Source organism: Extensimonas vulgaris, from assembly GCF_003337425.1.
GTDB lineage: Bacteria > Pseudomonadota > Gammaproteobacteria > Burkholderiales > Burkholderiaceae_C > Extensimonas > Extensimonas vulgaris.
In genome coordinates, this window is sequence record NZ_QPJU01000019.1 from 1 (window position 1) to 11,164 (window position 11,164).

The window sequence follows — 11,164 nt, forward strand, 5'->3', positions numbered from 1 at the left end:
CACGCTGCGGCAGATGCTGGCACAACGAATTGCCCGCATCCTGCCTCGCTGCCCATGCTGCGGGCGGGCGAGGAGTAATTTATGACACAGTCAAATTAGGCGGTGCTGCGCACCTACGCGGGCGTTGGCGGACGTCTGCCGGTCATTTTGGCCGCGGCTTCGGCGTCCATGGCACTGGCCATGGACTTCTCACCCGCGACCAAACTGCCACGCCAGCCGCCTCGCCACCATCCCGCGTCCTAATGAACAATCTGGGTTGAACGGTTGTCTGGCAGCCTGCCGGGATCGGGCGCCGCGGCGCGTCAGCCGAGCAAGGCGCCAAGCCGTGGCAGCGCGGCACATGCGTTCGCGGTGCTGGCGCGTGCGAGTTCGTCGAGCGGCAGAGCGCGCAGATCGGCCAGCACTTGCGCGATGCGCGGCAGCTCGGCAGGGCTGTTGCGCCCTTGGGGGTGGCCGGCAGCGCGTTGCGCCGCCGGGGTGTAGAGCCATTGCGGCGGCATGTCGGGCGCATCGGTTTCGAGCACCAGCGCATCCAGCGGCAGCTGCGTGGCCAGGCGCCGCAGCTGCAGCGCGCGCGCGAACGTGAGTGCGCCACCAAAGCCGAGCTTGAAGCCCAGCGCAACGAAGGCTTGCGCCTGCTGCCAGCTGCCGTTGAACGCATGCGCGATGCCGCCCGGCACGGGGATTTCGCGCAGCGCGCGCAGCAAGGCGTCGGCCGAGCGCCGCACGTGCAGGATCACCGGCAGGCCGAAGCGGCGCGCGAGGCGCAGCTGGGCGCGGTAAAAATGCAGCTGCCGCGCCGCATCGAGCCCCGGCACGAAATGGTCGAGCCCGATCTCGCCGACCGCCACGAGGCGCGGGTCACCGATCTGCTGCGCGAGCCGCGCCTCGAGCGCCGCCAGGTCTTCGTCGGCCGCAGCGCCGGTGTAGAGCGGGTGGATGCCCAGCGCGTAGCTGTCGCCAAAGCGCTGCGCAAGCTGCTGCACCGCGGGCCAGCCGGCGCGCGTGACGGCGGGCAGCACGCAGTGGCGCACGCCAAGCGCCGCGGCCTGCCGGCGCACGGCGTCCACGTCGGGCGCGAACTCGGGGGCGTCGAGGTGGCAGTGGGTGTCTATGAAGGTCTCGAATTTCATAGCAAAATCACCACTCAAGCCTTGATGAATCTACGCCAGCAGCTCTTTTTTTGAGAGTATCAGGCGAACGTGATCCAATCCGCGTGCTCGACTTCGTGCAGGTGTGGCAGGGTGTTGAAGGTCTGCAGCATGAGCCGCTTGCGCGAGATGCTGAACTCGGTCACGGCGCTGTTGCGTATGCGCATGTTGAGCGCGATCGTCACCTCGGGCGCCGTGCCCAGCACCTCGCCCACGGCGGTGGAAATGGGCCCGCCGCTGCTCACGAGCAGCACGTTCTTGCCGGCATGCTGGCTGCGCACCTGCTCGAGCACGGCGCGCACGCCGCCTGCAAACTCCGGCCAGCTCGGCATGCCGGCGGGGCTGATGGTGCCGGCCATCCACTGCGCGAGCGCGTCGCACAGCAGGCGGAAATGCGCGCGGTACAGCTGCGGCGTGTCCGGGCGCGGCAGCGGCTCGGGGTGGATGGCGTGGATCAGCGCCTGGCTGTCGTACTCGTTGAGGCTGGGCAGCTCGATGGGCTGCGGCGCGATCTGCAGGCCCGCGGCGATGCCTGCGAGCGTCTGGCGGTGGCGGCGCAGCGTGCCCGTGAGGATGGTGTCGAACTGCAGGCCGCGGGCGCGCCAGTGTGCGCCCAGGCGCTCGGCCTGGCGCTGGCCGAGCGCGCTGAGCTGGTCGTAGTCATGTGCGCCAAACGAGGCCTGGCCGTGGCGCACGAGGTAGAGGGTTCCCATTCCTGAATTTTGAGTGAAAATGGCCTCCAGCGCTTGTCGCACGTGCGACGACAGCTACCACCATCGTAGCAACCAAACCGCATCTGCCAAGCCCCACCAGTCAAGCGCAGCCTACAAACGCAGCATCCAAACCGCCGTGGCCACGAGCACGAGCGCGAGCGCGCGGTTGAACCACAGCAGGCGCTGGCCCTGCGCCAGCCAGCGGCGCAGCAGCACGCCGAGCAGCGCGTAAGTGAAATTGCTCGCGAACGCAAAGGCCAGCATGACCGCGCTGACGATGGCCAGGCGCTCGGCAGGGATGGCGGCACTTTGCTCTGCGGTGTTCACGACCCAACCCGCACTGAGCGTGAGCGCGAGCATCCAGGCTTTGATGTTGACGAACTGCAGCGCCACGCCTTGCCAAAAGCCCAGCCCTAGGAGCCTGTCGGGCTTTGGAATCGTCGGCTGCGAATGCGCCCCAGCGGCCCATTTTTTACCGGCTTCTTGCCCCATAGCACCACTATGGGGCGGCGAATCCGGCAAAAACTGGCCTCGCTGGGGCGCATTCTCGCTTTCGACGCCCAAAGTCCGACAGGCTCCTGGCCGCGCCTCATCGGCCTGCGCGAGCCGTGCGCTGGTGCTGAGCCGGTAGGCCAGCCACAACATGTACGCCACGCCCAGCAGCGTGATGGCCCAGCGCAGGGCGGGCACGCGCGCGATCAGCGTTGCCAAACCCAGGCCGCTGGCGAGCAAAATCAGGCTCCAGCCGGTGGGCACGGCCAGACAAAAGCGCAGTGCCCGGCGCAGCCCGAGGTTTGCTGCCAGCGCCGTGGACAAGGTGGTGTTGGGCCCGGGTGAAAAGGTCATGGCCGCGCAAAACAGCAGCAGCGTCGTGAACTCGGTGGCATTCATGGTTGGCAAGCGCGTGCCGGCCGGGCACGTCAGGGGTGCTTCACTTCGAGGTCGGCCAGCATGCGCAGCAGGCAGCGGTTGACGTCTTCGAGGTCATATTCGTGGGTTTCGCACAGCTGCAAAATCGCCTGTGCATCTTCGGTTTCGAGCGCGCACGCCATCTCCAGTGGTGGCGCATAGGGGCCCGTGTGCAACACATTGGCGTCGTAGATACGGTCGGACAGCGGGATGCGCCGCAAGATGGCGCCCAGCGGCTCGCCGAGCAGCAGGTCCAATTGCGAAAACAGCCCGCACAGATAGACCTCTCGGCGCAGGTCGTTTTCCACCCCCGCGTCGAGCAAGCGCGAAGTGAGCTCGGCGCGCATCACCATGCTCTCGCGCACGGGGCGCAGGTCGGGCTCGGTGTCTGCATGCGGCAGTTGTTGCGCTAACCATTTTTGCAGCGTGCCGTAGCCCATGAGCACCAGACCGCGGCGCAGGGAACTGATGCCCGTGCGCAAGCCGAAGGCCGCGGAATTGACGTGCGTGAGAAATCGGTAGGCCAAAATGGGATCGCGGCTCAGGATGTCCTCGAAGGATTCTATGGACTGCTCCTCGTCTATGGCCTTCAGGAGCGCGAGCACGACCTCGTGCGCCGGCTGCAGGGGCTGACGGCGCAGGCTATAGACCACATCCTCGGCCGGCCAGCCCGCCAGTGCCAAGGCATCGCACTGGTCGAAGCAATGCGCGACCAATGCCCGGCTGGGCACGTTTTCGAACATCTGCCGCGCGGGCAAGGGGCTCGCGCCGGGCGCGGACTGCAGCGCGGCGAGCGCGAATTCGGGCGGGATGCTGAGCAGGCAGTGGTCGAAGCAGTCCAGGATGTCGGGCGCGGGCTGGCGGCCCATGTCGCCGCGCCAGACGAGCTTGAGGCCGCGCCGGTGCGCTGCCTGCACGCGCGCCAGCACCTCGGCGTCCTGCAGCCAATGGTCGCGCACCTCGATCCAGGGCGCGACGCGCTCGGGGTGGTCGAGCAGGCTGCATAGCAGCTGCCTGGTTTGCGCCGCGATGAGCACGGGCGGCGAGGTGGACGACCACAGCTCCCGCATGGTGCGCAGCAGGTGGGCGCCGTCGGGTGGAAGCATTCCCTCTTGCACATGGGCATGGGCGTACAGCTCAATGCCCGCCAGCCGTCGCTCATGGTTCCATAGCGGACGGTAGCCCAGCACCAGGCTGCGAAGAACGGATTGAAGCATCTCGGGACGGGCCATGGGGCTTGAGGGGCGCAACGCTGGAGGGGCTCGGCTGCCCTGCCAAAGTCTCAGCCAAGGTAGTTGAGCAAGGAGAGTTTTTGTACCTGCGCGTACGACTGCAGCGCAGCCTGGTAACTGGTGTTCTGGTTTTGGAAGTCTGAAATGCCTTTGATCATATCGAGGTCTTCGGCGCTCGAGCGCTGGGCTTCGAGCTGCGTGCCGCGTGTGTCGAGGTCGCTCTGGATACGGTCGGCGCGGTTCAGCAGCTCACCCGCGAGGCCACGCGCATCGGACAGCCGGCTCATGGCGAAGTCGATCTGGCTCAGCCCCTGTGCGATGCCGCTGCTCACGGTGACCGGGTTGCCGCTGCGAATGGCTGCAATGGTGTCGTCGAGCACCTGGAACACGCTGGTCTGCGTGCTCGGCGCGACCGTGAAGCTGTCGCCATTGGCGGGTGCGCCGGTGATGTCTATCGCGCGGCCCGCGAAGCTGATGGTCGTGGGGGATGTGTAGGTTTGGTTGGTGGGTAAGCCGCTTGTGGGCGTGGCGGGCGGAGGAGTCTGATCGATGACGTCGTAAGTGGTGGCTCCCGTCGCGACATCGACGGCGAACTGGATTTGGTAGGTGTGGCCATCGCCGGCCAGGGCAGGGTTGGTCACCTGGTCTGCCGTCACTTGCGCCGTACCGGCATTGTCGGGCGCCGCCGTCACGGCATACACGCCGTTGCCTGTGGGCACGCTCATCCAGGCGGCGTCACCGTCGAGCACGGGCGCGATGCTGCTGGTGCCGCTGGCAACTTGCCCGGGCAGGCCGTTGAAAGTGGGGTTGAAAGTGGCGGGGGGCAAAGCGTCGGTGAACGGGGTGCTGGCACTGCCCAGCGCCTGGAACAAGGGGATGCCGTTCGCGTCCTTGGCGTTGGCGTAGCTGAGGATCTGCTCGCGCAGGCCCTGCAGCTGCAACGCGATGGTGTTGCGGTCGGTGGCCGAGAGCGTGCCATTGCCGGCCTGTACCACGAGTTCGCGAAACGCCTGCATGGCGTCCATGGCGTTGCCGAGCGTCGATTCGGCCAGCGCCATGCTGTCCTTTTGCGCATTCAGGGCGCGCAGGTCGGTTTCGTTGCGGCTGATGCGCGTGCGTGCGCGCTCGGCCTGCGCCGCGGCCACGGGGTCGTCGCTCGGCCGCAATACGCGTTTGCCGGCGCTGAGGTGCTCCTGCTGCTGCGCAAGCGAAGTCTGCTGCGCCTGCAGGTTGCGGATCGTGTTGTCGTAGAGGTTGGCCGTGCCCGTGCGGGCAATGAGGTTGTTGCTCATGGCATGGTGCTCCTTGCTCCTCGGGCGGTTCAGCCCATGGTCTGCAGCAGACTGTCGAAGACGGTTTGCGCCACCTGGATCATCTTGGCCGATGCCTGGTAAGCCTGCTGGTACTGGATCAGCTTGGCCGCCTCCTCGTCGAGGTTCACACCCGAGACCGCGGTGCGGTCGCTTTCGAGGTTTGCGGCGATGGTGCTCGACGTCTGCGCTGCGAACTGCGCACTCTGCGTGCGTGTGCCGACCTGCGCCATGGCGCTGGCAAAGCCGTCGCTCAAGGGTGCGCCGTCGAACATGGGCGCATCGCGCAGGGCCAGCATGGCTTTGGCGTTGCCGGCGTCGCGTTGAAAGTAGTCGCCAGCAGCCAGCGCGTCCCCCACGGTGACGGTGTCGTCCTTTTTTGGAGTGCCACTCAAGGTGACGGACCAGCCCGTGGGCGGCACGGCGCTGTCGTAGCTGATGGGCTGCCCGGAAACATAGCTGTAGGTGGTGGGCAGTGCTGGGGGGACGGCCGGATCATCGCTGCGGGTGTAGGTGTTGGGCCCGGTGAACGTCAGCGTAACGGGAACCGTCGCACCCGGAGGGTTCGACAGTGCCTGCAGGCTCACCAACTGCAGCGAGCCGGTGTTTGCGGCTCCCATCGCCGCATTGACCGAGTTGGCCGCGGCGAGCTGGCTCGGTGTGTGCACCAGCGCCTGCATTTGACCGGCTGCGTCATGCACTGGCTGGATCAGAAATTTGTCACCCGCCTGGGGCGAGCCCGTCACCGTGGCCGTGAGCCCTTCACCCCGCAGTACGTCCTGCAGCGTATTACCGGTGGTGCCATCGAAGGACAAGGCCACGCCATCGGACTGGCGCACGACCGTGCCGACCCCGGCCGCCGTAAACGTGACCGTGTAAGCCGAGGCCTTGAGCTTGGCGGGGTCGGCTACTGCCAAACCGATTCCGGCGCTTGCACCCGAAGGGTTACCTGCGCCCGCAATGGCATCTTTCAGAGCGATGGGTTGGAATAAGTCGCCGCCCGTCTTGCCGTCGAGCGTGAGGCCCAGGTGGTTTTGCGCATTCAGCGTCTGCGTCAGGCCGAGCGCCATGCGCCCGAGCTGATTGCGCGCGTCCTCCAGATCGTTGTTGTAAAACTTGAGCTGCCCGGCCATGGAGCCGCCGCCTATGGCTTGCTCGTCGAGCACCTGCGCTGTGCCGCCTGCGGCTGTGAAAAACAGCTTCCGTTGCCCGCTGCCCGGAAAATCGGGCGCGTCGCCTACCGACAGCGTCGCTGCCGTATTGCTGAGCACGAGCGGCTGGTTGCCCACGAACACGCTGAGCGAGCCGTCGTCGGCCGGCACCTGGGTGGTTTGTACGTACTGGTTCAGGTTGCGGATCGCCTGATCGCGCTGGTCCAGCAAGTCGTTGGGGGCTTTGCCGCTGCCTTGTGCGCGCACGATCTGCTCGTTCAGGCGCGCGATCTGGCTGGCGAGGTCGTTGACGGCTTTGACACCCGTGTCCAGATCGCTTTGCACGCTGGCAGCGATCTGGTCGAGCTGATCGGACGCCGAGCGCATGCGCGTGGCGGTCTCGTCCATGCGCGTGAGCGTCACGGTGCGCGCAGCAAGGTCGGTGGGGGCGCTCACCACGTCGGAGAGCGCATTCATCATGTCGTTGATCGCGGCGCCAAGGCCGTTGTCACCGCCGCTGAACACGTTGTCTTGCAGACGTTGCAGGTTTTGCAGGCGTGCGGCGTCGGCGGCGCTCACGGCAGCCGCGGCCGTGGCCTGGCGCGTGAGCATGTCGCTCTGGTTGCGCACGATGGCCTGCACCTGCACGCCCTGGCCGATGAAGCCGGAGCCGGTGAACTGGCCCGGCAGGTTCTGTAGCGCCACGGTCTGGCGCGAATAGCCGGGCGTGTTCACGTTGGCAATGTTGTTGCCGGTCGTCTGCAAAACCACCTGGTTGGTCTGCAATGCGCGCACGCCGATGTTGAAGAGGCTCATGGGTCGTCATCCTCCGGAGTGCTACACGCCCTGCGCGCTGTGGATCGCGCTGCTGAGCTTGCGCGCGTAAGCGGGGTCGGTGGCGTAGCCGGCCTTTTGCAGCTCGGCCGCATACGCTGCTACCGAGCCGACCTTGGCGCGCGCCGCGGCGTAGCGCGGGTTGTCATTGATGAGCCGCGCGTAGTCACGGAAAGCGTCTTCATACGAGTCGTAGGCGCGGAATTTGGCCACCACCTTGCGCGCCACACCACCTTCGTATTCGGTCGTCGTCACCGTCGCCACCCTGCCCGTCCAGCCCTTGCCAGCCTTGATGCCAAACAGGTTGTACGAGGGCGAGCCGTCGGCCTGGCGGATTTCACTCTTGCCCCAACCCGTCTCGTGCCCAGCCTGGCCGAGCATGAAGTGCGCGGGAATGCCGCTTTCCTGCGCTACGCGCTCGGCCGCGGCACGGTGGAACTGCACGAAGCTCTCGCGCCCCGCAGGTGCGGCAGAGCCAGCGTTGCCACCGCCGGCGGCGCCGCCCGCAAAGCGCGCGCGGTTCGTGGCCAGGCTCAGCGTCGAAGGCACGGACAGTGCCGTATTGCCGCTACCGCCCATTTGCTGCGACAGCTGGCGCACGATGGCGTCCGACAGGCCGCCGGGCTGGCCCGCCATCTGCACCGAGAGCTGCTGATCGAGCAAATCCGTGGCCAGATCGCCCTGCGCGCCTTCGAGCAGGCCGGATTTCATGGTCGCCTCGCGCATGCTCTTGATGAGCTCGCGCATGAACAGCGACTCGAACTGCTTGGCCGCCGCGCGCACGGCCTGCGGGTCGTTGCGGCTTGCAGCGTTTTTGAGTGCATCGAGCGAGCGCGCGTCGGCAGCCAGCGTATTCGCCGTGCCGGCGCTCAGGCTCGCGGGGGCCGAGGGCAGCGACATCAGATCACCTCCAGCTCCGCATTGAGCGCCCCCGCCGCCTTGATGGCCTGCAAGATGGCAAGCAAATCCTGCGGCGTTGCGCCCAGCGTGTTGAGCGCGCGCACCACGTCGGCAAGCTGCGGCGAGGGTGGCATTTGGATGACGCGGCCCGGCTCCTGGTTGATCTGGATGTTGCTCTTTTGCGCCACCACGGTCTGCCCTTGCGAAAACGAATTGGGCTGGCTGATCACGGGCGTCGAGCTGATGGTGATCGACAGGTTGCCGTGCGCGATCGCGCAGGGCCCTAGCGTGACGGCCTGGTTGAGCACCACCGAGCCCGTGCGCGCGTTGATCACCACCTTGGCCGCGGGCGTCGGGGCCTGCAGCTCCAGGTCTTCGAGGTCGGCAATGAAATTCACGCGCGCGGCCGGGTCTTGCGGTGCGCGCACCTGCACGGTGCGCCCGTCGAGCGCACGCGCCAGGCCTGCGCCCAGGCGCGCGTTGATGACCTCGGCGACGCGGCGCGCGGTCTGGAAGTCCGAGGCGTCGAGCCCGAGCTGGATCGTGTCGCCATCGTTGAGCGGCGTGGGCACGCTGCGCTCGACCTGCCCGCCCTGTGGGATGCGGCCCGCGCTCAGGTGGTTGATCTGCACCTTGCTACCGCCCGCCGCCGCGCCTGCGCCGCCGACCACGACGTTGCCTTGCGCGAGCGCATAAATCTCGCCGTCCGCGCCACGCAGCGGTGTGGCGATCAGCGTGCCGCCCTTGAGCGACTTGGCGTTGCCCATCGAGGAAACGACCACGTCTATCGCCTGCCCCGGCTGGGCAAACGCGGGCAGCTGCGCCGTCACGATCACCGCGGCCACGTTCTTGAACTGCAGCTGCGAGGCCATGGAGGCCGGCAGCGTGATGCCCAGTTGCTGCAGGTAGTTCGACACGCTCTGCGTGGTGATCGGCATCTGCGTAGTCTGGTCGCCCGTGCCGTCCAGCCCCACGACGATGCCGTAGCCCGTGAGCTGGTTGCTGCGCACGCCCTGCACGGCCGCCACCTCCTTGATGCGCAACGCCTGCGCGGGCCAAGTCGCGCCCGCAAGCACCAGGGCCAGCAGCAGACCACGCCACAAAGAAAGAGCAGACAAGGCTTTCATGCCCCCGATTGTGGACACCCGCGCGCGCACCGCAAGCCCCAAAAAGCAGCATGAAAACCCGCCAATTGCCACGCTGGTATGTACGGCAGACGCAGCGCTGCGGCAAAATCCGGCCATGAACGCCACCGACATCGTGCACTACACGCAAACCCTGGGTTTGCAAGCAAAAACGGCCTCAGCCCTTATGGCGAGTGCGTCAACAGCTACTAAAAACAAAGCATTGACGGCGCTTGCCCAATTGCTGCGCACGCACAGCGCCGCGCTGCAGGCCGACAACGCGCAAGACCTCGAGCGAGCGCGCGCCGCGGGCCTCGCGGCGCCGCTGGTGGACCGGCTCAAGCTCACACCCGCCGCCATCGAAACCTGCGCGCAAGGCTGCGAGCAGCTGGCCGCCATGCCCGACATCGTCGGCGAGGTGCTCGAGCTGCGCCAGCAGCCCAGCGGCATCCGCGTGGGCCGCATGCGCGTGCCCATAGGCGTGTTTGGCATGATTTACGAAAGCCGCCCGAACGTGACCATCGAAGCCGCGAGCCTGTCGATCAAGAGCGGCAACGCCTGCATCCTGCGCGGCGGCTCCGAGGCCATCCACTCGAACCAGGCGCTTGCGCGCCTCGTGCAGCAGGCGCTCACCGAGGCCGGCCTGCCGCCCGAGGCCGTGCAGCTCGTGCAGACCACCGACCGCGAAGTCGTGGGTCAGCTCATCGCGATGCCGCAGTACGTCGATGTGATCATCCCCCGCGGCGGCAAGGGCCTGATCGAGCGCATCAGCGCCGGCGCCAAGGTGCCCGTGATCAAGCACCTCGACGGCAACTGCCACACCTACGTCGATGACCCGTGCGACCTCGACATGGCCGTCACAATCGCCGACAACGCCAAGACGCAGAAATACAGCCCCTGCAACGCCACCGAAAGCCTGCTCGTGGCGCGCGGTGTGGCCGCGGCGTTCTTGCCGCGCATAGGCGCCATCTACGCGCAAAAAGGCGTAGAAATGCGCGCCTGCCCCGAGAGCCTCGCACTGCTCGCGCCCGTGCCCGGCGCGCGCGTGGTGCCCGCGACCGAGCAGGACTGGTTCGAGGAATACCTCGCGCCCATCATCAGCGTGAAGCTCGTGGCCGACGTCGAAGAAGCCATCGCGCACATCAACCACTATTCGAGCCACCACACCGACGCCATCGTCACGCGCGACCACATGCATGCGCAGCGTTTTTTGCGCGCCGTCGATTCGTCCAGCGTCATGGTGAACGCCAGCACGCGCTTTGCCGACGGCTTCGAATACGGCCTGGGGGCTGAAATCGGCATCAGCACCGACAAATTCCACGCGCGCGGCCCCGTCGGCATCGAGGGGCTGACTTCGCTCAAATGGGTAGTGCTGGGCGAAGGCGAAGTGCGCGGGTAGCACGCGGGGCGATGTTTCCCCGTCATTGCGAGGGCCGCAAGGCCCGCGGCAATCCATGGGGCCTTGGCGATAGCCCCTGCGCCTCTTGCTGAACCCGGGCCTGGATTGCCGCGCCCCTGCGGGGCTCGCAATGACGGCACGCTTTACAGCCGCACGGCGCCAAGCAAAAGGCCGAGCGCAGCGAAGGCCCGTGGGGTATCCCCGCCCTTTCTGGCTGCGCCGAGGAGCGCAGCGCCCGGCGGGAAAAGGGCGCGCGATTGTTTGAGCTGCAGCAGCGCTGCAGCGAGTTTCGCGCGACCCCGCCGGGCGTGAGCACCGCAGGTTGCCCTGACCGCCGCGAGGCGGGCAGGGACGCAGACAGCAGGGTCGCCTTCTTTTGCCTACTTTTCTTGGCGAGACAAGAAAAGTAGGTGCGCCGCCGGGCGCACATCCCGGCATCCT

The 11,164-nt window shown here is 66.9% G+C and carries 9 protein-coding genes; 1 reads left to right on the forward strand and 8 read right to left on the reverse strand.

What is annotated here, in order from left to right; translation table 11 throughout:
• Window positions 1–302: 302 nt before the first annotated feature.
• From DFR45_RS14045 to DFR45_RS14080, 8 genes are all read right to left on the reverse strand, one after another.
• Entirely contained in the window at window positions 303–1,133 is an 831-nt protein-coding gene (locus DFR45_RS14045) for a TatD family hydrolase (protein WP_114484361.1), read from the reverse strand.
• Window positions 1,134–1,192: 59 nt separating this feature from the next.
• Complete coding sequence (locus tag DFR45_RS14050; RefSeq protein ID WP_114484362.1) at window positions 1,193–1,864, reverse strand: histidine phosphatase family protein; 672 nt, start codon at window positions 1,862–1,864, stop codon at window positions 1,193–1,195.
• Window positions 1,865–1,975: 111 nt separating this feature from the next.
• The gene (locus tag DFR45_RS14055; RefSeq protein WP_114484363.1) at window positions 1,976–2,755 is read right to left on the reverse strand and encodes a LysE family translocator; all 780 of its coding nucleotides are present in this window, start codon (window positions 2,753–2,755) and stop codon (window positions 1,976–1,978) included.
• Between the two features lie 29 nt (window positions 2,756–2,784).
• Window positions 2,785–3,990 carry an HDOD domain-containing protein gene (locus DFR45_RS14060; RefSeq protein WP_114484368.1) on the reverse strand — a complete coding sequence of 402 codons (1,206 nt, stop codon included), beginning with the start codon at window positions 3,988–3,990 and terminating at the stop codon, window positions 2,785–2,787.
• Window positions 3,991–4,055: 65 nt separating this feature from the next.
• On the reverse strand, window positions 4,056–5,297 hold the full coding sequence (flgL, locus tag DFR45_RS14065; protein ID WP_114484364.1) for a flagellar hook-associated protein FlgL: 1,242 nt from the start codon (window positions 5,295–5,297) through the stop codon (window positions 4,056–4,058).
• 29 nt (window positions 5,298–5,326) lie between these two features.
• A complete protein-coding gene (flgK, locus tag DFR45_RS14070) occupies window positions 5,327–7,282 on the reverse strand; it encodes a flagellar hook-associated protein FlgK (protein WP_114484365.1) in 1,956 nt (651 codons plus the stop codon).
• 21 nt (window positions 7,283–7,303) lie between these two features.
• Window positions 7,304–8,200 carry a flagellar assembly peptidoglycan hydrolase FlgJ gene (flgJ, locus tag DFR45_RS14075; protein WP_114484366.1) on the reverse strand — a complete coding sequence of 299 codons (897 nt, stop codon included), beginning with the start codon at window positions 8,198–8,200 and terminating at the stop codon, window positions 7,304–7,306.
• On the reverse strand, window positions 8,200–9,327 hold the full coding sequence (locus DFR45_RS14080; protein WP_114484367.1) for a flagellar basal body P-ring protein FlgI: 1,128 nt from the start codon (window positions 9,325–9,327) through the stop codon (window positions 8,200–8,202). Before DFR45_RS14080 ends, flgJ begins: the two co-directional genes overlap by 1 nt.
• A 115-nt stretch (window positions 9,328–9,442) precedes the next feature.
• On the opposite strand from DFR45_RS14080, the gene DFR45_RS14085 reads away from it, so the two are divergent.
• Window positions 9,443–10,723 (forward strand): glutamate-5-semialdehyde dehydrogenase, encoded by a 1,281-nt coding sequence (locus DFR45_RS14085; protein WP_114484369.1) that lies wholly within the window; start codon window positions 9,443–9,445, stop codon window positions 10,721–10,723.
• Window positions 10,724–11,164 lie beyond the last annotated feature (441 nt).

Coding starts and splice junctions, on each gene's coding strand:
- DFR45_RS14045 (WP_114484361.1), bottom strand. CDS start 1,133: ATGAAATTCGAGACCTTCATAGACACCCACTGCCACCTCGACGCCCCC.
- DFR45_RS14050 (WP_114484362.1), bottom strand. CDS start 1,864: ATGGGAACCCTCTACCTCGTGCGCCACGGCCAGGCCTCGTTTGGCGCA.
- DFR45_RS14055 (WP_114484363.1), bottom strand. CDS start 2,755: ATGAATGCCACCGAGTTCACGACGCTGCTGCTGTTTTGCGCGGCCATG.
- DFR45_RS14060 (WP_114484368.1), bottom strand. CDS start 3,990: ATGCTTCAATCCGTTCTTCGCAGCCTGGTGCTGGGCTACCGTCCGCTA.
- flgL (WP_114484364.1), bottom strand. CDS start 5,297: ATGAGCAACAACCTCATTGCCCGCACGGGCACGGCCAACCTCTACGAC.
- flgK (WP_114484365.1), bottom strand. CDS start 7,282: ATGAGCCTCTTCAACATCGGCGTGCGCGCATTGCAGACCAACCAGGTG.
- flgJ (WP_114484366.1), bottom strand. CDS start 8,200: ATGTCGCTGCCCTCGGCCCCCGCGAGCCTGAGCGCCGGCACGGCGAAT.
- DFR45_RS14080 (WP_114484367.1), bottom strand. CDS start 9,327: ATGAAAGCCTTGTCTGCTCTTTCTTTGTGGCGTGGTCTGCTGCTGGCC.
- DFR45_RS14085 (WP_114484369.1), top strand. CDS start 9,443: ATGAACGCCACCGACATCGTGCACTACACGCAAACCCTGGGTTTGCAA.